Raw genomic sequence first — 23,378 nt, forward strand, 5'->3', positions numbered from 1 at the left:
CCAATCAGATGAGACAAAGAAAGAGTTGGACGATATCGCTGGGGCGGTCTTAGCGTGGCGGCACCGCGACGGTGGACGAGGCTCACCGAGGGCATCCGAGGTGTGCCTGACCCGTTCTCGCCCAAGGAGATGCAATGACGCCCTCTCTCGAGAGCCAGGACAACGCTCGTGCTGCCGTGCTCCTCGAACGAGTCGAGAAGACACCGGTCGGCAGGCCGCAGCGACGGATCGCGACCCAGACGGGCCTGGGCTACACCTACGAGGGGCTGGACGCGGCGACTGTGTCGATCATCCTCCCCGCGGCGACCGCGGTCTTCGGGCTTACCGGTGCCGAGACGGGGCTGCTCGGCAGCAGCGTGCTGATCGGCTTCATGGTCGGTTCCCTTATCGGCGGTGGCCTCAGCGACAGCTACGGCCGCCGAGCGGTGCTCATGCTCGCGCTCGCGGTATTCGCGTTCGGCAGTCTGCTCGGGGCCGTGGCGCCGACGTGGGAGTTCCTGTTCGTGGCCAGGGTGATCACCGGGGTCGGCTGCGGTGCCGAGGTCGTCGTCGCCGCTGTCTACGTGAGCGAGATGATCGCGACGCGAAATCGTGAAACCTATGTGTCCGCGGTGGTCGTGTTCGTCTCGGCCGGCTGGTGCATTGCCGCGCTACTGGGCGTCATATTCGGCGAGGTCGACGGGGGCTTCCGCTACATCCAGTTCGCGGGTGCGCTGCCCGTCTTCGCACTGCTGATCTGGCGGCGCGTACTGCCGGAGTCGCCGCGATGGCTGCTGGCCAAGGGCCGGATCGACGAGGCGGAGAACGTCGTCGACTACCTCGAGGGCACGGCGCGGTCCTTCAAGCGTCTGCCACGCGACCAACGAGTGCGCACCGGTGCCTCCGGCGCGGTCTTCGCGAATGCGCTGCGCAGCTATGCCGACGCGTTCGGCCGGACACTCATCCGCCACACGCTGCTCGGCGCCTTCACATGGTTCATCATTTTCTTCTGCTTCTACGGGTTCTTCACGTGGATCCCGAGCCTGCTGATCAAGGAAGGCTACGCCGTCGCGGCGAGTTTTATGTTCACCTTGCTCATCAATCTGGCGCAGATCCCGGGATACGCGTCGGCGTCGTTCCTGCTGCGCCGCTTCGAGCCCAAGCGCCTTCTCGCCGCGTACTTCGTTCTCGGCGCGATGTCGGCGGCTGGCATGGCGTATGCGGTGAACGCCGCCATGATCCTCGTGTTCGGCTGCCTGATGGCGTTCTTCATGAGCGGCCTCACCGGGGCGAACTACGCTTACACCCCGCAGTTCTTCCGCACCCGCAGCCGCAACTCCGGGGCCGCGGCGGCGTCCGCGCTCGGCCGCAGCGGCTCGATCCTGGCTCCGATCATCATCGGCGTGTTCTTCGACAACATCGGCTTCGCTGGTGTGTTCTTCATGCTGATGGCGGTCATGCTGCTCGGCGCGGTCGGTCTGGGACTGTTCGGTCCGCGGGTGAAGAACAAGTCGCACGAGCTGCTCGAGGCGGAGCGGACGGGCACGGTCGACGCGCTGGGTGGAGCGGCGGTCGATCCCGCTGCGCCGGCCGTCCTGGATCGGGCTGTTGCGCCCACCGCCGAGCCGAAAAGTCCCAGCCCCGTCGAGCAACCTTGAGTCCGAATCGGACCACTGCCTGCCCGGCCGCCGAGTCAGGAGAGTGATGAACGTACAACGGCAGCCGGCGGACCGTGTCCTCATCACCGGAGTCGAGACGCTTGTCGTCAACGCGGAGATGCGCAACTGGATTCTGGTGAAGGTGCTGACCGATCAGGACGGCCTGCACGGCTGGGGAGAAGCGAGCCTCAACTGGAAGACGGCCGCTGTGCTCGGTGCGGTACGCGACCTTGAGCCGCTGCTCGTCGGCACGGACGCGCGCGACATCGAGTCCGCGATGCAACGCATGGTCAAGCACAGCTACTACCGGATGGGGATCGTCGGTGTCACCGCGATGAGCGGCATCGAGCACGCTCTGTGGGACATCTACGGCAAGAGTGTCGGCCTGCCGGTCTGGCGGCTGCTCGGTGGGCGGACCCGGGACAAGGTGCGCGTGTACACCCACCTGGGGCTCGGCGAGATGAGCGCCGTGTACGAGGCGTTCGACCCCGGCAAGGTGCGGGATCAGGCGCAAGGTGTGGTCGAGCGCGGGTACGGCGCGCTCAAAGTGGTCATCATCCCGTACACCGGCTACACGGCGGGTCTGGCCGAGGTCCGGCGGGTCGAGTCGCTGATGGGGACGTTGCGGGAGGCGGTCGGCGACGACGTCGACATCATGGTCGACTTTCACGGCCGGCCCGCGTCGACGGCGGCCTCGGTGTCCTACATCAGGGCGATCGAGCCGTTCGACCCGATGTTCTGCGAGGAACCGGTCGCGCCAGGCGACACCGACGCGATGGTGGCCGTCGCTCGCCAGGTGCGCAGCCCGCTCGCCGCCGGCGAGCGGCTCGTCGGGCTCGCCGAGTTCCTTCCGCTGCTGGCGAGCAGGTCGATCCAGGTCGCACAGCCCGATCTCAACCACACGGGCGGCCTGCTCGAGGGAAAGAAGATCGCGGCGCTCGCCGAGGCGCAACTGGTCGGGATCGCGCCACACAACCCGAACGGCCCGGTGGCGGGAGCGGCAGCCCTGCACTTCGACGTGAGCACACCGAACTTCGTGATCCAGGAGGAGATGTCCGGCGCGGTGCCCTGGTACCACGATGTCGTGTCGGCGACGCCGATAACGCGCAGCGGCGGGTACTGGGAGATCCCGACCGCACCCGGGCTGGGCATCGAGATCGACGAGTCCGAGGCGGCGAAGCATCCGTACGCACCCGAGGTCGTGCACAGCCGCTCGGCGGTGCTCGCCGACGGAACGATCGCCAATTGGTGACCGCGACGACAAGGGGAAGACGAGGGGAAACCGTTGACCACGACGAAGATGAGCTTCCGCACGCCCGGCGGCGTGTACAACGCGACGCCGTCCCGCATCGTGTTCGGCCTCGGCTCGATCAGCGGACTGGCCGATGAGGTGCGGCGACTGGGCGCGACGCGCGCGCTCGTCGTCAGCACGGCCGGACGGGTCGAGCTCGCCCGGGACGCGCTGTCGATTCTCGGGCCGCTTGGCGTCGGTCTGCACCCGGAAGCGATTTCGCAGGTGCCGATGGAGCTGGCCGAGCGGGGCCGGGCACGGACGCGCGAACTGGACGCGGACTGCCTGGTGACCATCGGGGGAGGGGCGGCGACCGGGCTCGGCAAGGGCATCGCGCTCGAGCTGGGCATCCCGATCGTCGCCGTGCCGACCACCTACTGCGGTTCGGAGATGACCGGCTTCTGCGGCATCACGATCAGCGGAGTCAAGCGGATGCACACCAGCCTCAACATGCTGCCCTCGACAGTCATCTACGACGCCGAGCTCAGCAAATCCCTGCCGGCGGCGGTGTCTGCTTCGAGCGCGTTCAACGCCCTCGCCCACTGCGTCGACTCCATCTACCTGCCCACGATCTCCCCGCTGCTGCGGCATGCGGCCGTCGAGGGTGCGGCCACGGTCGCGGAGTTCCTGCCGCGCGTGCTCGACGAACCGTCTGATGTGGAGTCCCGCCAGCAGATGCACTACGGCGCCTTCCTGGCCGGTGCCAGCCTCACCGGTGGATTCTCGCTGCAGCACACGGTCGCGCACGTGCTCGGCGGCAGCTTCGGTATCCAGCACGGTCTGGCCCACGCGATCGTCCTGCCGCACGTCACCGCATACCTGCAGACGTATGTCGGCGAGGCGTTACGCCCGATCGCCGACGCCCTGCTCACCGACGACCTGCCCGGGGCGATCTTCGATCTGCTCGCCGCCACGGGCATTCCGACCAGCCTGGCGGCGGACGGGATGACCCGGGACGACCTTGCGCGGGCGGTGGAGATCGTGATCGAGACGAGGTCCGAGGGAGTCGACAGCGGCCTCCCGGTGACGGCCGAGGCGGTAAGCCGCATCCTCGACGACGCGTTCGCCGGGCTCCGTCCCCCGGCGACGGGACGCTGAGATGCGCATCGTTCTCATCGGCGAGGCCGCGAACCACGTGGACGACCTCGTTCACGGGCTCACGGCCGACCACGACATCGTCACGCTACCCACGGAGGCGGCGCATTCGGACGCCTACGACGACGCGTTCCACGCTGCCGACATCGTCGTGTCGCTCCGGCTCCGACGTGATCGTCCGCTACCGTCGTCGATCCGACTCTTCCAGGTCCCGGGGGCCGGCCTGGATGCCATCGACGTCGCCGCGATCGCTGAGGAAACCCACATCTGCAACGTCTACGAGCACGAGGGCCCGGTCGCGGAGTTCGTGATCGCGTCGATGTTGAACTGGCAGATCCGGCTCGAGCGAATGCGGGACGCCTTCGCCTCGACACCGTGGGCCGAGGTCTACACCGCGCGTCCCCAGCACGGTGAGTTGTCCGGCAGGACGGTCGGTTTCCTTGGCCACGGCCACATCGGACGGTCCATCTCCTCCCGGCTCGCCGCGTTCGGGGCCACCATGCTGGCCATCGACGACTATGCCGAGCGCGACGGCGTGGTCCAGCTGATGTCTAGCGACCGGTACGACGAACTGCTCGCGCGCAGTGACTTCGTGATCGTCGCCTGCCCGCTGACCGCGGAGACGCGTGGCCTCGTCGGCACGCATGCCTTCACGCGGATGAAGCCGACCGCCGTGCTCGTCAACATCGCCCGCGCACCGATCGTCGACGAGGACGCGCTCTACTCGGCGCTGCGCGACAACCTGATCGGCGGCGCGATCCTGGACGTCTGGTACACCTACCCGAACGGGCCGGACGATCACGTGTCCCCGTCGCGCCACGACTTCACGTCGCTGCCGAACGCCTGGTGCACACCGCACGCGGCGGCGTGGACCGGCGAGCTGGCCACCCGCCGCTACTCGATCATCGCCGACAACATCAACCGTCTCACCGTCGGCCAACCGCTGCGCAACGTGGTGCGGGTGGGCCTGACGGCCGCTGAGGGCTCGGTTTGACACCTGATCGGTGATGCGGATCAGGGAGACCCGCAGGCCACCGAAGAATGCGGCAGCTCACGTGAGCGCGGCCGTCGCGGTCCTGACCGCGGCGACGAATTCTGCTGGCCGGTCGAAGTGCAGCGCGTGGCCTGCTCCGGCGATGGTGACTGTTTCCGCTTGGGATACCGAGGCGGCGATCCGGCGTGTTGCTGTGGCTAGGGCGGGATCGCTGAGGTCGCCCGGAGGCAGGTGACGCGGCAGGTGATCGACGCGAGCTGCGTGCGCGTGAGGAACTCGCCGGTTCCGGCGTCCAGCTCGACCATCGTGGCTAGGCCGTTCTGCCGCAGCGTCGCCTGCCAGTCCGCGGGAAACGCTCGAACGCGCACCCGCCGGTGGTGTACCGGATGGCCCACCGGAAGAACACCTCCGCGCCCACCTCGGGGCCCCTGATCCGCCGAAGGAGCTGCGCCTTCACCATCGTCCGGGCCATTCGGAAGGTCATGTGCCGCTTGGCGTGCAGCGGCGGCTCCTCCAGCACCAGCGCCGTGACCAGATCGGGACGCCGCACCGCGAGGTCCAGTGCGACGATGCCGCCTCCGCTCCAGCCCGCGACCGTGGCCGGGCCTGCGTTCAGCGCCTCGAGCAGCGCAGTCGCACGTCATCGGCCCGGGTCAGGCGAGGCCGGCTTGCCGAGGCAGCCACAGCACGAAGTCGGGGAACAGGAAGAACAGCGATGTTACGGCGAGGTCGAGCACCACGAACGGCGCGATCTTGCGGAACACCTGCTCGGCCCTGACGTCGGGCACGATGCCCGAGATGATGTAGACGTTGAGGCCCACCGGTGGGGTAATGAGGCCGATTTCCACCATCTTGAGCATCAGGATCCCGAACCAGATCCCGTCGAAGCCGAGCTCGGTGATGATCGGCGCGACCAGTGGCACCGTCAGCAGCATGATCGTCAGCCCGTCCATCACCGTGCCGAGGAGCAGCAGGACGACGAGCAGCAGCACGATGGTGAGCTTGCCGGGGATGCCGAGATTCGCAATGGCGGTGGTGATGTCGCGCGCGATGCCGGTCGTGGCGGTGAAATAGTTGAACACCGTGCCGCCGATCAGGAGCAGGAAGATCATGCTCGTGATCGATGCCGTGTCGCGCAGGGCGGGTACGACGACACCGACCAGGCGACGTGGCCAGAACCGGACCGCCAGGATCGCCATCAGCAGGGCGGCTGCGGCCCCGACCGCACCTGACTCCGTCGAGGTGAAGAACCCGCTGTAGAGACCGCCCATGACAATCACGAACAGCACGACGGCGTACACCAGGCCGGAGAAGTCCGAGCCAGCCTGACCTTCCCCGCGGCGGAACAGGTCCCGCAGCCCGACCCGGCGCGGAGGCTCGAGCGCGGGCGCGCCGGCTGACTCGGCCGAGGCCGACCCGGCGGAGACCGTCTCGGCGGAGACCGTCTCGGCGGGAGCCGCGACGCCATTCCGGACCCGCTTGCGCGACTGGAGGATCACGAAGGCGGCGAGGATCAGGCACGAGGTGATGCCTGGGAGTACGCCAGCCAGCAACATCGCACCGATCGAGACCTCCGCGAGCAACGCGTAGATGATGATCCCGATGCTCGGCGGAATGAGCACGGCAAACGTTCCAGCCGCCGCGACCACGGCTGCGGCGTAGGTCTTGTCGTAGCCGTGCCTGCCCATCTGGTTGATCGCCACGCGCCCGAACGCGGCGACGTCCGCGGCGCTGGAGCCGGAGATCCCGCTGAACATGGCGGTGGCGAGCACGGTGGACGCGGCGAGTCCACCCGGAAGCCAGCCCACCAGGCGGTTGAAAGCGGCGAAGATCCGCTCACCGATCCCGGCATGACTCACCACGGCGCCCAGCAGGACGAACATCGGTACCACGACCAGCGCGTACTTCGCCGTTGCGCCGTAGGGCGCGTTCTCCCACAGGTTCAGCATGCCTTCGGCCCCGTCGTGCACCAGCACCCCGACGCCGCCGGCGACGATCATCGCGACGCCGACAGGCAGCTCAATGCTCACCAGCGCCAGTAAGAGCAGCGTGACGACGATCGCAAGCATTTCGACAGACATGGCTTCTCAGACCGCGGACTCGTGGGCTGGCGGCTCCCCATCGGCCGGATCCCCGCGGAGGCTCCGGACCAGCTTCGCCAGGACCGTGAGCGTGAGAGCGGCGAGCCCGACGGCGATAGCGACCCGAGCGGGCCAGATCGGCACGGCAGCCAAGCCGATCCGCTGCTCGTTCTCGCGGATCGAGTCAAGCGCGCCCTGGGCGGTCAACCAGGTCATCCAGGCCAGGGTCACCAGCATCGCCACGGAACCGACCAGGCGCAGCGAGAAGGCGATCCGCCTCGGCAGCCGGCTGGTCACCAGATCCGTGCGCACGTGCGCGCGATCGACCTCTGCCAGTGCCATCCCGCCGAACGCGACGCATACCAGGCCCACTTCGGCGTACTCCAGCGATCCCGGGATCCCCCGTCCGATGACCTCGCGACGCACGACGTCGGCGACCGTCAGGACCATCATGGCCAGGATGCCGACACCGGTCAGACCAGCGAGCCAGCCCGAGACCCGGTCGCTGGTGCGCAACACCGCACGCTCGCCGAACCAGGGGCGCCGCCCAGCTTCGGGAGCCTTCACCGTATGCCTCATCATGCGGCCTCCTTCCGGCGGCAGCGACCGCCTATGGCTCGGCTGTGAGCAAACGCTTGTATCCTGCAGTGCAGGTGCCAGCTCGTCAACTCTGACGGGCCCTCCATAACCGTTGACGCACATTCGTTAGCAAGCTAGCATCCGCTTGCATCAACCCGCATCGATCTTGAGTACCGAGCCGGGGCCCAGACTTGGATGGAGTGAAGCGATGACCGCTCGACCAACTCGCAGGCCGGAGAGACTCCGGCGGATCGGTACACTCAGCCTGGCCGTCGTGAGTGCGCTGGCGCTGTCCTCGTGTGGCTCCGCCGACGACAATTCGGGAGAGTCGGGGGAGCCCATCGAGCTGAGGTATGCGAGCTACAACCCCGAGGCGCTCTCGCAGTCGAAGATGGCGGCCGCGTTCATGGACGGCGTCGAGGAGTGCACCAACGGCCAGGTCACGTTCGAGCGCTTCTGGCAGGGCTCGCTGTTCGGGGCGACCGAGGTGATGCCGGCCATCAGCGAGGGCCAGGTCGATGTCGGCAGCATGGTGACCGCGTTCCAGATCGAGGCGCTGCCGCTGTGGGAGATCTCCGGCTTGCCGTTCACCGGTGACAACGAGGTCGCGATCATGGAGACGATGTCAGAGCTCTACGAGAGCAACGATCTGTTCCGCGAGCAGTTCGACAAGTTCAACGTGGAGATGCTCGCCTTTCATACGCCCGGCCCCGCAGCCACCATGACGCGCGAGCCGATCACCTCCGTCGGCGATCTCGACGGTCTCAAGCTCCGCGCCGTCGGCCTGATCGCCGAGGCGTTCGGCGCGGTGGGCGCCGAGGCGGTGGCCATCGATCCTGCCGAGATGTACGAGGCGGTCGAGCGCGGGGTGATCGACGGCATCGGGGCACTCCCCTTCGACACCGCGCCGTCATTCGGCCTCGACGAGGTCGCACCGCACGTGACCAACACCGGCATCGGCATCTACGCGAGCTCCGGCTTCGGCATCAACAAGAATGTCTACGAGGAGCTCCCCGACTCGGTGAAGGAGTGCATGGACGAGGTCGGGGACGACGTCGAGTCGAACCAGACGATCAGCATCCTCGAGGAGTTCAACAATAGCGCGTGCGACGCGTTCAAAGCCGCCGGTGGCTCGGTCACCACCTTCAGCGAGGACGAAATCGCCGACTGGTCCGCGGAGGTGAAGTCGTCGATGCGATCGACGTTCGTCGAGACGACGGCCGCGGCGACCGGGCACTCGACCGAGGACATCGAGGCGTTCGCCGACGAGTACTTCGCGCTCTACGAGGAGAAGGCCGCAGCGAGTGACTATACGACGGGTATGCGATCCTGCGCCGCCTCGTGACACCGCTGTCACGCTGAACCAGCACCCCCGCCGCCGCGTCAGGTCGGTGATCCGACCTGACGCTTCCGGCGTTCCGGCCCACGCCGCCGCCCAGTTACGAGTCCTGGCCAATGGCGGGGAGCTCGGCGGCGAAGCTGAGGTCCGAACGGTCCCGGCGGGCGGTCGCGAAGTTGCGGCCGTATACCTCCAGCGGCGTCGCCGGCTGTTCGGTGCGCCATTCCAGGACGACCACACGCTGCGCGATCCGCCAGCCGACCGGGCTCCGGGCCGCGAAGCGGTCGAGGTAGCGCACGCCGAGCGTCTCAAGCATCAGCATGTCGCCCTCGACGTACTGGTGATGGGCGACCACGTAGGTCTCGACCCGCGCCTCCTGGCCGGTCTGGTCGAGCTCGATGAACGACTGGTGCAGCGTGTGCTGGGTGCCGACATACCTGGGCAGCCGTTCGAGCACGTACGCGACGTAACCGTCCGGGTTGCCGCGGTAGCCTTCGCCGTGGTCCTCCCAGGCGTCGTCGTGGTACGCCGACCTGATCAGCTCCGCGTCGCACCGGTCGATCCCGCGGCAGTACCTCATCAGCACGGTGCGGATGGCCAGTTCGGTCGCGGGCGTGAGCTCCGGGGTCGGGCTCATCGGCATGACCTCGCCATGGGTAGCAATCGGTTGCTTGTAAACTCTCGTGACATCGCGTCGAAGCACACCCCTCCGCAGGTTCGGCAACTGGTAAGCAACTGCTTGCTCCCAAGGTGTCTGGAGGATAGCATCCGGCCATGCAGATTTCGCTGACCTTGTTCAGCCTGTCCCCCGAGCTGTACGCCGAGGTGGCGGTCATCGCTGAAGAGGCCGGCATCGAATCGCTGTGGCTGTCCGATCACCTGGTGACCCCGACCGGCTTCGACACCACCTACCCTTACCACGACAAGCCGGCCGAGTCCCCCGGTGCGAACGCACCCGCGTGGGCGGTCCAGCAACTTCGCGACGCACCGATCCTGGTCGACCAGTGGGCGCTGATCAGCCACCTCAGCGCGCTCACCAGCACGCTGCGATTCGGCTCCGGGACCCACATCCTCCCGTTGCGCAACCCGTTCGTGACGGCTCTGGCGACCGCCACGGCCCACCGACTGTCGCAGGGGCGCCTGCTGCTCGGCGTCGGATCGGGATGGATGCGCGAGGAGTTCCAGACCGTCGGCGAGAGCTTCGACGACCGAGGCGCGCGACTCGAGGAATGCATCGACGTCATCCAGGGACTCCACGCGGCCGAGCCGTTCCAGTACCACGGCACCCACTTCGACTTCGGGCCGGCCGCGATCGGCGGCGACCCTGTCGACGTGCCGTGGTTCTTCGGAGGCTTGGCCAAGCGCGCGATCCGACGCACCATCGAGCGCGGCGCCGGCTGGTTCGGCCCGCCGTGCAGCCTCGAGGAGAGCGTCAGCGCGCGGGACTACCTCGACAAGCTCCGGGAGGACAGTCCGCTGGCCGATAACCCGCTAATCCACTACCCGCGGCTGGTCGGCGAGTGGGACGAAAAGGCGTTCAGTGGATACCGCGCCGCGGGGTTCGACCGGCTCGTCGTCTCGGCCGGCGGCCCGTTGTCAGCGATGACCAGCGCCCAGGAGCGGCAGGAGGCCATTGCACGGCTGGCCGAGCTGGGCCGAGCTGTCGGCTGACATGCGCTGCGACAACTTCGCCGGGAGCATCGGGTCCAGGGAGGCGCTTGCCCGCGCCGGCGACCTGGAGACCGCCGGGTATCCCGGCGTCTGGGTGAGCGAGTCGGTCAACGACTCACTGGCGACCTGCCTGTCCCTGGTGTCGCGCAGCTCCGAGCTGCGCGTGGGCACCGCGATCACGCTCGCCTTCGCGCGCAGCCCGATGGCGCTGGCGTATCAGGGCTGGGACTTGGCCGATGTCAGCGGCGGCCGGTTCGTCCTCGGGCTCGGTGCCTCCGCGCGCGAGCAGATCGTCCAGCGATTCGGGATGCCCTTCGACCGGCCCGCCGCACGGATGCGCGACTACGTGCTCGCCATGCGTGCCGCCTGGGCGTGCTGGCGCTCGGACAGGGCGTACTCGTACGCGGGAGAGTTCTACGAGCTGAGAGTCGACGACGCCCGATACCAGCCCAAGCCCCACGAGAAGCCGATCGTCGTCCACCTCGCCGCTGTCGGGCCCGCGATGACCCGGGTCGCAGGCGCGATCGGCGACGGCGTCATCGTCCACCCGTTGACCAGCATGGCCGCCTTCGACGCGCTGATCGCTCCCGCACTGCGCGACGGGGCGGCCCAGGCCGGGCGCGCGGTGACCTCGATCGAAGTGGTGATGCCCGTCCTCGCCGCGTCCACGGACCACCCGCGGTTCGCGGCGCACGAACTCGAGCTGCGCCGGCGGATACTCTGGTACGCGTCGAGACCGCAGTACGCGCCCCTCTTCGACGCGATGGACGCCGACGCCTGGGCCGCACGGCTCCGCCGCACTCGCGACGAGGGTGGGGAGCTCGGGCCGCACGACGTACCCGATGACATCCTCCACGCGCTCGCCGTCATCACCGACGACGCGGGCCTGCCCGACGCGCTGCACGATCGGTTCAGCGCTCGGGTGGACCGGATGTGCCTGCTGTACAACTGGTTCGCCGGAAGCGAACTCGAACAACGCATCCTCGCGAGGTTCGCCCCGGCCGACCCCCGCAACAGCTAGGAGCGAACGCTTGCTGCCACCGAGGGACGACGTTTCGGAACTGCTAGCCTACGGCGTGAGCAAGCGCCGGCCCCGGGGCTACGTGCGGCGCTCGTCGCCCGTGGGGAATGACACCGTGGCGATCGCACCAGAGGTTGCCGCTCGGAGGTGCGTTCGATGACAGACGACTCCACGTCGGCAGGCGCGGCGGCCCAGCCCCAGACCCAGGCCCCGAGGAGGCGCCGTAGCGGGCGTCGCCACGAGATCCTCGAGATCGCCGGCCGCCAGATCGCCGAGAAGGGCTATGCGGAGGCGACGGTCCGCGACATCGGGGAGGCGGCGGGCATCCTGTCCGGCAGTCTGTACCGGCACTTCGATTCCAAGGACACCATCCTCGAGGAACTGCTGCGCACCTACCTCGACGACCTGCTCGTCGCCTACGAAGCAGTCACCCCCGCGAGCGAAGGATCGGCATCGGCCGCACTCCGCAAACTCATCCAGATCGGCGTGCGGGCGGTCCACGAGAACCGCGTCGAGGTGACGATCCTGCACGACAACTACAAGTTCCTCCTCCGGAACCCTCGCTTCACCTTCATCCAGGCGATGGAGCGTCAGATCATGACCTACTGGCTCCGCGTCCTGGAGGAGGGCCGGGCGACCGGTGAGTTCAGCCGCGAGCTCAACCCACGGGTCGCGAGCCTGGCGATCATGGGCGGCATCGAGACGATGGTCCGCTGGTTCGACCCACGCGGGCAGTTCTCCCACGAGGAGGTCGCCGAGCAGTATGCGACCTTGCACCTGAACGGGCTCACCGCATGATGCCCGGCGCGATACACCCTGCCCCTGACAGTGCCCAGCGCGTCCTCGACTGGATCGAGCTCCACGACCTCATGAGCCGATACGTCCATCTCGTCGATCACTCGGCCTGGGACCGGCTCGACGAGGTCTTCACCGACGACGCTGTGGTCGACTACCGCAACTTCGCGCCGTACATCCCACGACTCGAAGGCTTGGCTGCGATCCAGGACTACTTCGGTTCGATGGAGCAACCGATCGCCCACCACACGGTTAACTCGCTCATCACCGCCGCCGAGGACCGTGACCTGCGGCGCATCACCAGCAAGATCGTCCTAGTGATGCGGGACAGGCAGATCTACGTCGGCGAGTATCGCGATCGTGTCGCCCGGACCGATCGAGGTTGGCGGTTCACCGAGCGCCTCGCGGCGCGACCGTTCCGGCTAGGCAACTCACTGCCAGTGGAGCTGTGAGAACGGCGGCTCCCGCGCTCAGCCCAGCATCTCCGCGCACGAGTTCATCCCGGTGAGGTAGTCGCTCGCGGCAGCTTCTCCTCGTAGAGCGCGAAGTACTCGCCACTGAACGCGCGGAACGCATCCTCCGTCTCGTGGTTTGAAGTGTGAGTTCTGGATCCGGCCCACTTTTCCGTGATCGAACTGGCCGGGGCTGTCAGGCGGCGAGGAGGATTCGCTTGCGTGGTAGATCGACGGTGCGATCTGGGCAGCAGACTTCAGGATTTGGTTCGCCCACCACTTCCGTGGTGCAGCCATAACTCCGAATCCTCCGGGTGTTCGATGTCTCCATCAAACCCGGAGCGGGACAGTCGGCTTCGTTGAGATCACCAAGGGTGCCAAGATGTTCGAACCGCCGTCGGAGCGCGACACAGAGGTTCGTCAGTCGGTTTGATCTAGCCGTGTCCTGCTGCGGAATGATCTCGATGGCGCACCGCGAGTGAGCAACGCCCTGATCAAGGTCCTCGGCAAGCCGCACAGGAGACAGGCGCGTCCCCGGGGAAAGGTCACCCGACGCGATTGCCTTCGCTACCTGACGCGCGACGAAGTCCTGCAGACCGTCCGGTCTGCCCTCAAGCGGGTCCCGGACATGCCCGTGCACGCGTTCTCGCCGATGGAGATCATGAACGGCGTGTCGAAGGCGAACCTGAGCTTCCGCGACTGGCTCCAGCAGGGCAGGACGCCGGCCTGGACACCATCCCCGGCACCGCGGCCGAGATCCTCGACGACGAGGTCCGCTGGGTCCTGACCAAGATCGATCATCACCGCTCATTGCCTGGGGATCAGGTCGTCCTCCACGATGATGTACGGGCACGTCGACCGCCCCGACCACTGGGTCACCCACCTACGCGTGATCCAACGAATCCAGGACGAGACCGGTGGGTTCACCGAGTTCGCGCCGCTGCCGTTCGTGCACACCAGCGCGCCGATCTACCTCATCGGGCGTCGCCGCCCCTCCTGAGTCACGTTCGGCGTCGACGGCACCCAAGCGATGCTCAGGGACGGTGCCAACGACCTCGGCGGGCACCCTGATGGAGAGACCATCTCGCGAATGGCCGGCTTCGAGCACGGCTCGACCAAGACCGTCGCGAGCCTCACCGACATCACCGGCGGGATCAGCCACCCGGTCCGCCAACGCACCATCACCTACGAAGCCGTCGACCGGGCTCAAGCACTTGCTCGTCTCGTTGACACGTGGTCGGTTTGCGCGGGCTTACGCCGCCGTGATCCGAGTAGTAGCAGATTCTGGCACACTTGACGAAAGCAAGCGCTTGCCATAAGATTGGAATCGCCTCAGGTTCTCGCGGAAGGGACTCAATGAGCGAACCATGGGCGTTGGCGCGCTCGACAAGTCATCGCTGGACGCACCAGGACATCGTCGAGAGCCCCCTGCGAGGCGTCGAGTTGGCGGCGTTCTTGCAGCGGGAGAACGGACCCGGACCTCGCCTGTACGACGAGGGTCGGGAGCGTCTGGAGGGAGACTTCGCGAGCATCGAGCTCCGTGTCCTGCTTCCGATCCGGCACCCGCAAGCCGTTGTGGTCTGGTTCCTCGATGGGCTCAGCGTGCTGCCGACGGCAGACGACGTCGACGTCGTGGTACGCAAGCTCGCCGAACGCACCGGGGCGACGTGGGTGGTCGTCGACGACCCGCACGCCGACCGGCCGGCGGCCGACGTCGCGCGACTCGTGACCGAGGTGGTTCTGCGCGTCCGCGACGGACTCCCGGCGCACTCCGGCCCGGACCGGCCATTGATCGTCGGCGGTCAGGGCACCGGCGCACTGCGTGCGCTGCGCGCCGCGCTGGCGGCGCGGGACCGGCAGGATCCGGTCGCTGCCGTCCTCCTGGTCGCGCCCGTCGTCGAGCCTCCCGCCGACCCGGTGCCTGCGGGCGAGGGGACCGCAGGCACGCTCCCGGACGCGGCGACGATCGACGCATTCTGGGCGCGCTACGCGGCGGGAGGCAACGCGGACCCGGTGCTGTCGGACGACCTGAGCGGCCTGCCGCCCGCGGTCGTCCTGACGGCGGGGCTCGATCCGCTGGCTGACGAGGGCGAGGCGTTGGCCCAGCGATTGTCGGACGCGGGCGGGCAGGTGCTCCACTACCACCACGCCGACGAGATCCACGACTTCCTCGTGCTCCTGATGCTGCGCGCGAGCGAGCGTGGGTTCCAGCAACTGACGCGCGCCGTACGTGCCGTCATCGTCAAGGGGGAGTTGTGAGCGGGACACAGCCGATCGAAGATCACGACGTCGTCGTGATCGGTGCCGGGTTCGCCGGCGTCTACGCGCTCCACCGGCTGCGCAACCAGTCGGGCCTGCGGGTCAAGGCCGTCGAGGCCGGCAGCGACGTGGGGGGCACCTGGTACTGGAACACCTACCCGGGTGCGCGGTGCGACACGGAGAGCTATGTCTACTGCTACTCGTTCTCGCCCGAGCTGTGTCAGGAGTGGGAGTGGTCCGGGCGCTACCCGGGGCAGAGCGAGCTGCAGGCGTACATCCGGCACGTCGCGGACCGCTTCGACCTGCGCCGCGACATCGACTTCGACACCCGGGCGACCGAGGCACGGTTCGACGAGGACTCGAACACCTGGACGGTAACCACCGACACGGGCGCGACCTATCGCGCACCGTTCCTCGTCACCGCGGTCGGTCTGCTCTCGCACCGATTCGTGCCCGACCTCCCGGGCCTGGCGGACTTCGCGGGGGAGTGGTACCACACGTCGCGGTGGCCGGCGGAAGGCGTGGACTTCACCGGACGGCGCGTTGGCCTGATCGGTACCGGCTCGACGGGCGTGCAGGCGGCGCCCGTGATCGCCCGGGAGGCCGCGCACCTGGACGTCTTCCAGCGCAGTCCGCAGTTCGCCATCCCGGCCCGGCACGAGCTGGTCGACAAGAAGGTCCTCGACGAGATCAAGGCCGACTACGACAGCCTATGGGAGCAAGTGCGCTGGTCGACCGGCGGATTCCCGTTCCAGCACAACGGATTCTCGGCGCTCGAGGTAAGTGAGGACGATCGTGAGCGCACCTACTGGGAGCTGTGGCGAGAAGGGGGGGTCAAGTTCCTGTTCGGCTCCTTCCGCGACCTCATGCTCGACCGGCGCGCCAACGACACCGTGGCCGAGTTCATCCGCGTACGGATCCGCGAGGCAGTCGAGGATCCCGAGGTCGCGGAGGCGCTGGTGCCCACCGATCATCCTTACGGCTCGCGCCGGCCCATCGTGCACACCGACTACTACGAAATGTTCAACCGTCCCAACGTGTCGCTGGTCGACTGCCGGCACTTCCCGATCCAGCGGGTGACCGAGACCGGGATCGAGGTGGCGAACGGCCACCGCGAGCTCGACGTGATCGTGTTCGCGACTGGTTTCGACGCAGTCACCGGCGCCTATCTGGCGATGGACATCCGCGGTCGCGGCGACCAGCGCCTGCTCGACAAGTGGGGGCGCGGCATCCAGAGCTACCTCGGGCTCAGCGTCTCGGGATTCCCCAACCTGTTCATGGTCCAGGGGCCGGGCAGCACGTTCGGGAACCAGGTCGTCGCCATCGAGCACCATGTCGACTGGATCGCGGGCTGCATCACCGACATCAGGACCCGAGGGGCGGTCACGATCGAGGCTCGGCCCGAAGCGGAAGCGTCCTGGTCGGCGCAGATGCTCGCGGCCGCCGAGGAGTCGTTGGTCGTGCACGCCGACTCGTGGTGGAACGGCGCGAACATCCCCGGAAAGGTGCGATCGATCGTGTTCTTCCCGGGTAGCTTCCGGCATTACCGGAAGACGTGCGACCGGATCGCGGACGAGGGGTACGCCGGGTTCGAGCTGGGCTGGCCCGATGCCGGAGGGGGTCGAGCCACCGTTGCCTGACCGACTGACCGCCGAGGGGCGGGCATGAGAGGCCTCGACGGCAAGCGCGTGCTGATCCTCGGCGGTGGCGCGGACGGACCCGCCGCAGGCGGGCAGGGCCTGCCGATGGGCAACGGTCGCGCCGTGGCGATCCGGCTGGCTGAGGAAGGAGCGGTGGTCGCCGTCGGCGACCTCGACCTCGGCCGGGCGCAGCAGACCGCGGACGCGCTCGCCACCCCCGGCGTCGCGCTGCAGGCGGATCTCGGGGTGCTCGACGACTGCCGCCGCCTCGTCGCGGAGGCGGAGCGGGAGATCGGCGCTCTCGACATCGTCGTCGCGAACGCGGCGATCACCGACCTGCGTCCGTTGCGTTCCCTCGACCAGCAGTCCTGGGATCGCTCCTTCGCCGTCAACGTCGACGGCCATGCGGTCGTCGCCCAGGCAGCACTGCCGGGCATGTTGGAACGCGGTCACGGGGTCTTCGTGTTCGTTTCGTCGACCGCCGCACTGCTGTCCAGCGGTGTCTCGGTCTCCTACGAGGCGTCCAAGGCAGCCCAGCTCGCGCTGATGCGGCACATCGCGGTGCGGTACGCGAGCCGTGGCGTCCGCTCCAACGCCGTGGTGCTGGGCGTGATCGACTCGACGATGGTGCGGCGCGTCTTCTCCGCCTCGTCGGACAGCGCCAAGGCCCGCGACGAACTCGGCCCGATGCAACGGCAGGGCACGCCGGAGGAGGTCGGCGCGGCGGCGGCGTTCCTCGCCAGCGACGACTCGTCCTACGTCAACGGCATCTCACTGGTGATCGACGGCGGCGTGTCCGCCCAATGGCCCAATCCCCGCACCCAGGACTCAGGAGGTACGGACAATGCGTAGCGCGGTGATCTCCGGGGTCGGCATGACGCGGTTCGGCAAGCACCTGGACCGCTCGTTGAAGGACCTCGGCGCAGATGCGACGCAGGCCGCCCTGGCCGACGCTGGCGTCGAGGTCGGCGACATCCGGGCGATCTTCTTCGGCAACTGCGTGGCCGGCCTGATCACCGGCCAGGAGATGATCCGCGGCGAGACGGTGGCGTTCCCGATGGGCTTCGGCAGCATTCCGATCCACAACCTCGAGAACGCCTGCGGCACCGGTGGCAATGCCCTGCACCTGGCCTGGCTCTCGGTCGCCTCCGGCCTCTGCGACACGGCGCTCGCCCTTGGCGTCGAGAAGCTGCACCACCCCGACGTGTCGAGGACCTTCTCGGCGTACGGCACCGGGACCGACATCGAGGCGCCGTTCGCGACCGCCGAGGGCGCCGGCGAGACGCGCACCCCGCTGGTCGATCGCCAGGCCCAGCTGGCCAAGGAGCTCATGGAGGAGCGCGGCGTCTCGCTGGACTCGCTGGCGCGCATCGCGGCCCGCAGCCTCACCAGCGCGGCGCTCAACCCGAACGCACACCGGCAGTTCGGGGGCACGGTGGAGTCGGTGCTCTCGGCGCGCATGTCGGTCGACCCGATCACGGTCCTGATGAGCTCGCCGGTGTCGGACGGCGCCGCGGCCGCGGTCGTGACCGCGCGCGACCCCGGACCGCGCGACGTCAGGATTCTGGCCTCGCGGCTGGCCTCACGCCCTCCCCTCGATCAGCCGGACGGTCCGCCCGCTGCCCGCGCCGCCTCGCTGCTCGCCTACGAGGATGCGGGCCTGGGACCCGCGGACGTCGACGTGGCCGAGGTGCACGACGCCAGCGTCGCGTACGAGTTCCTGGCCTGGCACGACCTCGGTCTCTGCCCGCCCGGGGACGAGGAGAAGTGGGCACAGACCGGCGTCACCGAGCGCGACGGCCGATTGCCGATCAACGCGACCGGCGGCCTCGTCGGGAGGGGACACCCGCTGGCTGCCAGCGGCCTGGCCCAGACCCACGATCTTGTCCGGCAGCTGCGCGGCGAGGCCGGCGACCTGCAGCTCGCGTCGCAGCCCCGCGTCGCGCTCGCCCAGATCGGCGGCGGCGTCATCGACTGGATGACCTCGGTCGGCACCGTCCACATCCTCACCCGATGACCATCCGGTTCCGCCGCGGTCGGTACGCCGCCGAGCTTGAGGCCGGCGATGTGTTCCACCATTGCCCGGGGCGCACCTTCCATGCCGCCGAGAACACGCTGTACTGCGGGCTGACGTTCAACTCCAACAGCCTGCATCTCGACGGCCATGCCGCTGCGGCGACGGAGTTCGGGCGCCCCCTGATGAACGCGCTCTTCGTGTTCTCGCACGTCGTGGGACTGAGCGTCAGCGAGATCTCCGAGGGCACCGCGATCGCGAACCTCGAGTTCTCGCAGGTGACCTTTCCTGCGCCGGTGTTCGACGGAGACACCGTGTATGCCTCGACGCGCGTGATCGAGGTCCGCCCCACCCGTGGCCGTCCCAATGCCGCCGTGGTCACGCTCGAGCACATCGGCACCAACCAGGAAGGCGTCGTGGTGTGCTCCGGTCGGCGCGTAGGCCTGATGCACCACCAGCCCGAGGAGGTAGTCGGATGACGGTCGAAGGACTGCTGCTCGCACGAGGTAACCCTCGGTTGCCGGAGCAGGCGGCGGAGCTCGACGCCTGGTACGCGGACGTGCACCTCGGCGAGATTCTGAGCGGGAGCGCCGCGGTGCGGACGGCGCGCTCGTTCCGTGCCGTCGATCCGCACGCCGAGTTCCGCAACCTCGCCGTCTACGAGCTGGTGGGGGAGGATCTCGGCCAGATCGTCGACGGCATCCTTCGCGACGGCCCGAGTCGTACGCCGACCGACGCGCTCGCGGAGAGCGGGCGGCGCCTCGACTTGTACGAGCTCATCGCCGCGCGCCATCGCGGGTCATGATCAAGCGCTTGCACATGTGACGGGGGGCTGGGACAGGGCGTCGGCGAGAGGCCGGACGACAGCTAGGAAAGGTCGGAAGACACGATGCAGGTCGGTATTCGCTTGCCGCACTTCAAGCAGGTCGCGCTGGATCCGGCACAGACCGCGCCGAACGTCCTGGTGGTGGCTCGTCGCGCCGAAGAGCTCGGCTTCGACAGCCTCTGGGTGGGCGACCACATCGTCCCGCCCGCCGGTACGTTGAACCAGTTCGGGACGGTGTGGTACGAGGCACTGACGACGCTGGCGTACGTCGCCTCCGCCACGAGCCGGGTGCGGCTAGGCACGGCCGTGCTGGTCACGCCGTACCGCCACCCGGTGTTGCTGGGCAAGATGCTAGCCACGCTGGACTCCCTGTCCGGCGGCAGGCTAGACGCAGGCTTCGGGACGGGCTGGCTCGAGCCGGAGTTCAAGGCACTGGGCCTGGACAGCTTCGCCGATCGCGGCGCCGTGACCGACGACGCGCTGCGCACGATGAAGGCCATGTGGTGCGGCGAGGGCATCGGCGTGACCACCGACGACGGCGGCGACTACATGTTCTCGCCACGGCCGGTGCAGCCGTCGGTGCCGATCTGGATCGGAGGCAACAGCAAGCGCGCCGCACGGCGCGTGGCCGAGCTCGGCGACGGCTGGATGACGGTCCGGCCGACGTTCGAGGAGTTCGAGGGGATGGTCGGTCATCTGCGCGGGTTGTGCGAGCGCGCCGATCGGGACCCCGCCTCGATCCGGCTCGCGGTGGAGCAGCCCTTCCTACTCAGCGACGAGCCGGTGCGGGAGGCGCCCTTCCTCGGGTCCGCAGACCGGATCGTCGACCAGCTCTCGGCGTACGCCGCGCTCGGCGCCGACAGCTTCCTGTTCGACATGTTCTACAGCGCGCCGGAGAACGAGCACGTCGGTGTTCCGGAGATGCTCGAGGAGATGCAGCGCTTCGCCGAGGAGATCCGGCCGAAGCTCGGCACATGAAGGTCATCGACGCGCACACCCACCTGCTGGCGCCGGAGTGGGTGCCCCTGGCGATCCGGCGAGCGTGGGCGAGACAGGCGGCCGCGCGCAGGCATCCGGCGCGTGATCCCGAGGAGATCCTCCCGCGGGTCGTCGTCGGCCAGTCGGACCCCACCGGTGAGCTGACCAGCGGTGCGCTTGAGCGCGCGGGCGTCTCGGCCGCGGTCTGTCCGGTCATCGACTGGTCTCGGGCAGCGGGGCAGCAGCCCGACCCCGGCGACGTATCCATCCGCGATGTCAACCGGCTGACGGCCGAGGCCTGCGAGGCCTCCGCCGGCCGGCTGTTCCACTGCGCCGGCGTTGACCCGCGTCATCCCGAGGCTCGCACCCTGGTCGAGGAGGCACTCGCGGCGCCCACCGCGCGGGGCTTGAAGCTGTACCCGGCGACCGGCTGGCACCTCGACGACCCCGCCCACGCCTGGCAGTACGACCTGCTGCTCGAGCGCGGGGGTGTGGCGATAGTCCACTCCTCACCTCGCGGCGGCGAGCCGCTGATCACCACACGCTCTCGGCCCAGTGAGATCGCACCCGTGCTCGCACACCACCCGGACCTCGTGGTCGTGCTCGCCCACGCCGGCTTCGATGCCTGGTGGATGGAGGCGGCCGAGATCGCGACTGGCCGCGCGCACGCCTATCTCGAGCTATCCCTCTGGCAGGAGCTCGCCGATCGGGACTACCCGGAGTTCCGGCGGCGGGTGCGGCTGATCGTCGGCCTGGTCGGGGCGCATCGGACCATCTTCGGATCCGACACCCTCCGCGGGCCGGCGACGGACCCCGACGGGCGCGAGCTGCAACGGTGGATCGACCAGTGGACCGCACTCGCGGAGCCGTTCGCGGGTGACGCGGCCGTCCTGTCGGGCGAGCAGCTCGCACTGGCGATGGCCGGAAACGCCGCGCAGGTATACCGGATTCAAGACCAGTAAGCGAACGCTTGCTTGCTCATATTGGCTGTTCTAGTCTGACGCTGTGCCCGAGGGGCCAGGAAGGAGATCCAGCTCATGTGGAAGCGGAACCGTGATGATGCCTTTCCCGACCGCTTCCTGCACGCCGCGGTCGTGGCTCCCGAGCGCGCGGCCGTCGTGCTCGACGGGGAGCTGCTGAACTACGGCGACCTGGCCGACGAGGCGGTCCTGGTCGCGCGCGGGCTGGTCGCCCGCGGTGTCGCGCCGGGCGACGCCGTCGGCGTCCTGGCGCCCACCTCGCGCTGCTTCCTGGTGTCGCTGCTCGGCGCCGCGCTGGCCGGTGTGCGCGTCGTGCCCATCAACACTCGCTTCCGGCGACGCGAGCTCTCCTTCGTGATCGCCAAGGCGGAGCTGTCCGTGCTGATCACCACCAGTCTGCTGGACGCCGGCCTCGACCTGGTAGCGCTGCTCCACTCCGCGTTGCCGGACCTGAAGGACCACCAGCACGACCAGGCTGACTTCGCCACCGCGCCGCAGCTACGTGCGGTGGTGGGCATGGGCATGGCCGACCTACCCGGGATCATGTCCGGCGACCGCTTCTACCGCGACGCCGAGAGCGTCGACCCGCAGGTGGTCCGCGACCGGTTCGAGCAGGTGTCCCGCGACGACGTGGCGGTCGTCTCGTTCACGTCGGGCACGACGTCCAACCCGAAGGGCTGCCTGATCCGGCACGGGTCGATGGTCGAGATGTGGGACGCGTCGGCGGCCCGCCTCGGCATCCGCGAGCGCGACGTGTGCTGGATCCCCTCGCCGATGTTCCATGCGGCGGGGTACGGCGGAGTCGGTGTGCTGGCCGGCGTCAAGGGCACGGTGCTGACGCAGTCGCACTTCCAGCCCGCAGAGGCTGCCCGGTTGATGGCCGAGCACCGGCCGCGTATTTGGTACTCGCCGTTCCCGCCGGTGACCGATGCGGTGGTCGAAGCGGCTCCCGCGGCTGGCTACGACCTCGGGACCGTGGAGGCGGCGGTCTATGTCGCCCAGACTCCCGAGCGCTTCGACTGGCTGAGCGCGAAGTTGAGCAACGCCGGCATCGTCCAGCCGTACGGCCTGACCGAATCGACCCTCTTCGTGACCCTGGGCGACCCCGCCGAGGCGTATGACGTGCGCAAGTCCGGCACCGGCCAGGTCTTCCATCGGGTCGAGATGCGGCTCATAGATCCGGAGACAGGGTCCGAGGCCAACCTGGGCGACTTCGGCGAGATCCAGTTCCGTGGGTTCAACGCCTTCATCGGCTACCTCTCCGAACCGGAGCTCACGGCCGCGACGCTACTGGACGGCGGCTGGGTGCGTACCGGGGATCTCGGACGCATCAACGAGTTCGGCCAGCTGCAGTGCGTCGGCCGCCTCAAGGACATGCTCAAGGTCGGCGGCGAGAACGTTTCCGCGCTCGAGGTCGAGGCGCACCTCCAGACCCACCCGGCGATCAAGCTGGCGCAGGTGGTGGCTGCTCCTGATGAGCGGCTGCAGGAGGTGCCCTGTGCCTACGTCGAACTCGAGGCGGGGCACGACCTGACCGCCGACGACGTGGTGGCGCACTGCACCGGCGAGATCGCTCGCTACAAGATCCCCAGATACGTGCGGTTCGTCGACTCCTGGCCGATGTCGACGACCAAGATCCGCAAGGCCGAACTTCGTGGGTGGATCGCAGCCGAGGTGGCCGAGCAGGGCGAGGACGTGGCACTGGCCCGTGAGCAGTGAGCGTCTT

Annotated in this window: 24 protein-coding genes; 20 read left to right on the forward strand and 4 right to left on the reverse strand. The window is 68.4% G+C overall.

Translation table 11 applies throughout. The features are described 5' to 3' along the window. Window positions 1-134 precede the first annotated feature (134 nt). Genes ACRDTB_RS06750 through ACRDTB_RS06765 form a run of 4 tightly spaced genes read left to right on the forward strand, consistent with a single transcriptional unit; the run spans window position 135 to window position 5,017 of the window. Window positions 135-1,637, forward strand: a complete 1,503-nt coding sequence (locus ACRDTB_RS06750) for an MFS transporter (protein ID WP_431429099.1) — start codon at window positions 135-137, stop codon at window positions 1,635-1,637. A gap of 46 nt (window positions 1,638-1,683) precedes the next feature. Beyond that, entirely contained in the window at window positions 1,684-2,889 is a 1,206-nt protein-coding gene (locus ACRDTB_RS06755; RefSeq protein ID WP_431429100.1) for an enolase C-terminal domain-like protein, read from the forward strand. Window positions 2,890-2,922: 33 nt separating this feature from the next. Further along, window positions 2,923-4,026, forward strand: a complete 1,104-nt coding sequence (locus tag ACRDTB_RS06760; RefSeq protein WP_431429101.1) for a maleylacetate reductase — start codon at window positions 2,923-2,925, stop codon at window positions 4,024-4,026. A 1-nt stretch (window position 4,027) separates the two neighbouring features. Beyond that, a complete protein-coding gene (locus ACRDTB_RS06765) occupies window positions 4,028-5,017 on the forward strand; it encodes a 2-hydroxyacid dehydrogenase (RefSeq protein ID WP_431429102.1) in 990 nt (329 codons plus the stop codon). Window positions 5,018-5,327: 310 nt separating this feature from the next. Here the strand turns inward: ACRDTB_RS06765 and ACRDTB_RS06770 are convergent, their stop codons facing one another. The 3 genes from ACRDTB_RS06770 to ACRDTB_RS06780 form a co-directional block, all read right to left on the reverse strand. Continuing rightward, window positions 5,328-5,567, reverse strand: a complete 240-nt coding sequence (locus tag ACRDTB_RS06770) for a hypothetical protein (RefSeq protein ID WP_431429103.1) — start codon at window positions 5,565-5,567, stop codon at window positions 5,328-5,330. Window positions 5,568-5,670: 103 nt separating this feature from the next. Then, the gene (locus tag ACRDTB_RS06775; RefSeq protein ID WP_431429104.1) at window positions 5,671-7,098 is read right to left on the reverse strand and encodes a TRAP transporter large permease; all 1,428 of its coding nucleotides are present in this window, start codon (window positions 7,096-7,098) and stop codon (window positions 5,671-5,673) included. A 6-nt stretch (window positions 7,099-7,104) separates the two neighbouring features. After that, window positions 7,105-7,680: a TRAP transporter small permease gene (locus tag ACRDTB_RS06780; RefSeq protein ID WP_431429105.1), complete on the reverse strand. Its 576-nt coding sequence runs from the start codon at window positions 7,678-7,680 to the stop codon at window positions 7,105-7,107. A 271-nt stretch (window positions 7,681-7,951) separates the two neighbouring features. Between ACRDTB_RS06780 and dctP the strand changes: the two genes are divergently transcribed. Further along, window positions 7,952-9,022 (forward strand): TRAP transporter substrate-binding protein DctP, encoded by a 1,071-nt coding sequence (dctP, locus tag ACRDTB_RS06785; protein WP_431429106.1) that lies wholly within the window; start codon window positions 7,952-7,954, stop codon window positions 9,020-9,022. A 94-nt stretch (window positions 9,023-9,116) separates the two neighbouring features. Here the strand turns inward: dctP and ACRDTB_RS06790 are convergent, their stop codons facing one another. Then, window positions 9,117-9,653, reverse strand: a complete 537-nt coding sequence (locus ACRDTB_RS06790; protein WP_431429107.1) for a nuclear transport factor 2 family protein — start codon at window positions 9,651-9,653, stop codon at window positions 9,117-9,119. A 137-nt stretch (window positions 9,654-9,790) separates the two neighbouring features. On the opposite strand from ACRDTB_RS06790, the gene ACRDTB_RS06795 reads away from it, so the two are divergent. The 15 genes from ACRDTB_RS06795 to ACRDTB_RS06865 all read left to right on the forward strand — a co-directional run bounded on the left by ACRDTB_RS06795 (window position 9,791) and on the right by ACRDTB_RS06865 (window position 23,371). Then, window positions 9,791-10,687, forward strand: coding sequence for an LLM class flavin-dependent oxidoreductase (locus ACRDTB_RS06795; protein ID WP_431429108.1), 897 nt, complete (start codon window positions 9,791-9,793; stop codon window positions 10,685-10,687). Further along, a complete protein-coding gene (locus ACRDTB_RS06800) occupies window positions 10,650-11,708 on the forward strand; it encodes an LLM class flavin-dependent oxidoreductase (RefSeq protein ID WP_431429109.1) in 1,059 nt (352 codons plus the stop codon). Before ACRDTB_RS06795 ends, ACRDTB_RS06800 begins: the two co-directional genes overlap by 38 nt. Window positions 11,709-11,864: 156 nt before the next feature. Beyond that, window positions 11,865-12,506: a TetR/AcrR family transcriptional regulator gene (locus ACRDTB_RS06805; RefSeq protein ID WP_431429110.1), complete on the forward strand. Its 642-nt coding sequence runs from the start codon at window positions 11,865-11,867 to the stop codon at window positions 12,504-12,506. Then, on the forward strand, window positions 12,503-12,955 hold the full coding sequence (locus ACRDTB_RS06810; protein ID WP_431429111.1) for a nuclear transport factor 2 family protein: 453 nt from the start codon (window positions 12,503-12,505) through the stop codon (window positions 12,953-12,955). Before ACRDTB_RS06805 ends, ACRDTB_RS06810 begins: the two co-directional genes overlap by 4 nt. A 478-nt stretch (window positions 12,956-13,433) precedes the next feature. Beyond that, window positions 13,434-13,742 (forward strand): hypothetical protein, encoded by a 309-nt coding sequence (locus ACRDTB_RS06815; protein ID WP_431429112.1) that lies wholly within the window; start codon window positions 13,434-13,436, stop codon window positions 13,740-13,742. Between the two features lie 303 nt (window positions 13,743-14,045). Further along, the gene (locus tag ACRDTB_RS06820) at window positions 14,046-14,252 is read left to right on the forward strand and encodes a hypothetical protein (protein ID WP_431429113.1); all 207 of its coding nucleotides are present in this window, start codon (window positions 14,046-14,048) and stop codon (window positions 14,250-14,252) included. A 59-nt stretch (window positions 14,253-14,311) separates the two neighbouring features. Next, complete coding sequence (locus tag ACRDTB_RS06825) at window positions 14,312-15,214, forward strand: alpha/beta hydrolase fold domain-containing protein (RefSeq protein WP_431429114.1); 903 nt, start codon at window positions 14,312-14,314, stop codon at window positions 15,212-15,214. Next, window positions 15,211-16,854, forward strand: a complete 1,644-nt coding sequence (locus ACRDTB_RS06830; RefSeq protein WP_431429115.1) for a flavin-containing monooxygenase — start codon at window positions 15,211-15,213, stop codon at window positions 16,852-16,854. The genes ACRDTB_RS06825 and ACRDTB_RS06830 overlap by 4 nt, the downstream gene beginning before the upstream one ends. A 24-nt stretch (window positions 16,855-16,878) precedes the next feature. Continuing rightward, window positions 16,879-17,706, forward strand: a complete 828-nt coding sequence (locus tag ACRDTB_RS06835; protein WP_431429116.1) for an SDR family NAD(P)-dependent oxidoreductase — start codon at window positions 16,879-16,881, stop codon at window positions 17,704-17,706. Next, window positions 17,699-18,871, forward strand: a complete 1,173-nt coding sequence (locus ACRDTB_RS06840; RefSeq protein WP_431429118.1) for a thiolase family protein — start codon at window positions 17,699-17,701, stop codon at window positions 18,869-18,871. Before ACRDTB_RS06835 ends, ACRDTB_RS06840 begins: the two co-directional genes overlap by 8 nt. Then, complete coding sequence (locus ACRDTB_RS06845) at window positions 18,868-19,347, forward strand: MaoC family dehydratase (RefSeq protein WP_431429119.1); 480 nt, start codon at window positions 18,868-18,870, stop codon at window positions 19,345-19,347. The genes ACRDTB_RS06840 and ACRDTB_RS06845 overlap by 4 nt, the downstream gene beginning before the upstream one ends. Continuing rightward, a complete protein-coding gene (locus ACRDTB_RS06850) occupies window positions 19,344-19,673 on the forward strand; it encodes a hypothetical protein (RefSeq protein WP_431429120.1) in 330 nt (109 codons plus the stop codon). Before ACRDTB_RS06845 ends, ACRDTB_RS06850 begins: the two co-directional genes overlap by 4 nt. 84 nt (window positions 19,674-19,757) lie before the next feature. After that, window positions 19,758-20,672 (forward strand): LLM class F420-dependent oxidoreductase, encoded by a 915-nt coding sequence (locus ACRDTB_RS06855; RefSeq protein WP_431429121.1) that lies wholly within the window; start codon window positions 19,758-19,760, stop codon window positions 20,670-20,672. Continuing rightward, on the forward strand, window positions 20,669-21,634 hold the full coding sequence (locus tag ACRDTB_RS06860; RefSeq protein WP_431429122.1) for an amidohydrolase family protein: 966 nt from the start codon (window positions 20,669-20,671) through the stop codon (window positions 21,632-21,634). Before ACRDTB_RS06855 ends, ACRDTB_RS06860 begins: the two co-directional genes overlap by 4 nt. A gap of 75 nt (window positions 21,635-21,709) precedes the next feature. Next, entirely contained in the window at window positions 21,710-23,371 is a 1,662-nt protein-coding gene (locus tag ACRDTB_RS06865) for a class I adenylate-forming enzyme family protein (RefSeq protein ID WP_431429123.1), read from the forward strand. Window positions 23,372-23,378: the final 7 nt, after the last annotated feature.

It is taken from the genome of Actinophytocola sp., from assembly GCF_050699935.1.
GTDB lineage: Bacteria > Actinomycetota > Actinomycetes > Mycobacteriales > Pseudonocardiaceae > Actinophytocola.

Excerpts from the sequence above, each read along its gene's own strand:
- ACRDTB_RS06750 (WP_431429099.1), top strand. The coding sequence starts at position 135 with ATGACGCCCTCTCTCGAGAGCCAGGACAACGCTCGTGCTGCCGTGCTC.
- ACRDTB_RS06755 (WP_431429100.1), top strand. The coding sequence starts at position 1,684 with ATGAACGTACAACGGCAGCCGGCGGACCGTGTCCTCATCACCGGAGTC.
- ACRDTB_RS06765 (WP_431429102.1), top strand. The coding sequence starts at position 4,028 with ATGCGCATCGTTCTCATCGGCGAGGCCGCGAACCACGTGGACGACCTC.
- ACRDTB_RS06775 (WP_431429104.1), bottom strand. The coding sequence starts at position 7,098 with ATGTCTGTCGAAATGCTTGCGATCGTCGTCACGCTGCTCTTACTGGCG.
- ACRDTB_RS06780 (WP_431429105.1), bottom strand. The coding sequence starts at position 7,680 with ATGATGAGGCATACGGTGAAGGCTCCCGAAGCTGGGCGGCGCCCCTGG.
- ACRDTB_RS06790 (WP_431429107.1), bottom strand. The coding sequence starts at position 9,653 with ATGAGCCCGACCCCGGAGCTCACGCCCGCGACCGAACTGGCCATCCGC.
- ACRDTB_RS06795 (WP_431429108.1), top strand. The coding sequence starts at position 9,791 with ATGCAGATTTCGCTGACCTTGTTCAGCCTGTCCCCCGAGCTGTACGCC.
- ACRDTB_RS06805 (WP_431429110.1), top strand. The coding sequence starts at position 11,865 with ATGACAGACGACTCCACGTCGGCAGGCGCGGCGGCCCAGCCCCAGACC.
- ACRDTB_RS06810 (WP_431429111.1), top strand. The coding sequence starts at position 12,503 with ATGATGCCCGGCGCGATACACCCTGCCCCTGACAGTGCCCAGCGCGTC.
- ACRDTB_RS06820 (WP_431429113.1), top strand. The coding sequence starts at position 14,046 with ATGGCCGGCTTCGAGCACGGCTCGACCAAGACCGTCGCGAGCCTCACC.
- ACRDTB_RS06825 (WP_431429114.1), top strand. The coding sequence starts at position 14,312 with ATGAGCGAACCATGGGCGTTGGCGCGCTCGACAAGTCATCGCTGGACG.
- ACRDTB_RS06835 (WP_431429116.1), top strand. The coding sequence starts at position 16,879 with ATGAGAGGCCTCGACGGCAAGCGCGTGCTGATCCTCGGCGGTGGCGCG.
- ACRDTB_RS06840 (WP_431429118.1), top strand. The coding sequence starts at position 17,699 with ATGCGTAGCGCGGTGATCTCCGGGGTCGGCATGACGCGGTTCGGCAAG.
- ACRDTB_RS06845 (WP_431429119.1), top strand. The coding sequence starts at position 18,868 with ATGACCATCCGGTTCCGCCGCGGTCGGTACGCCGCCGAGCTTGAGGCC.
- ACRDTB_RS06850 (WP_431429120.1), top strand. The coding sequence starts at position 19,344 with ATGACGGTCGAAGGACTGCTGCTCGCACGAGGTAACCCTCGGTTGCCG.
- ACRDTB_RS06855 (WP_431429121.1), top strand. The coding sequence starts at position 19,758 with ATGCAGGTCGGTATTCGCTTGCCGCACTTCAAGCAGGTCGCGCTGGAT.
- ACRDTB_RS06860 (WP_431429122.1), top strand. The coding sequence starts at position 20,669 with ATGAAGGTCATCGACGCGCACACCCACCTGCTGGCGCCGGAGTGGGTG.
- ACRDTB_RS06865 (WP_431429123.1), top strand. The coding sequence starts at position 21,710 with ATGTGGAAGCGGAACCGTGATGATGCCTTTCCCGACCGCTTCCTGCAC.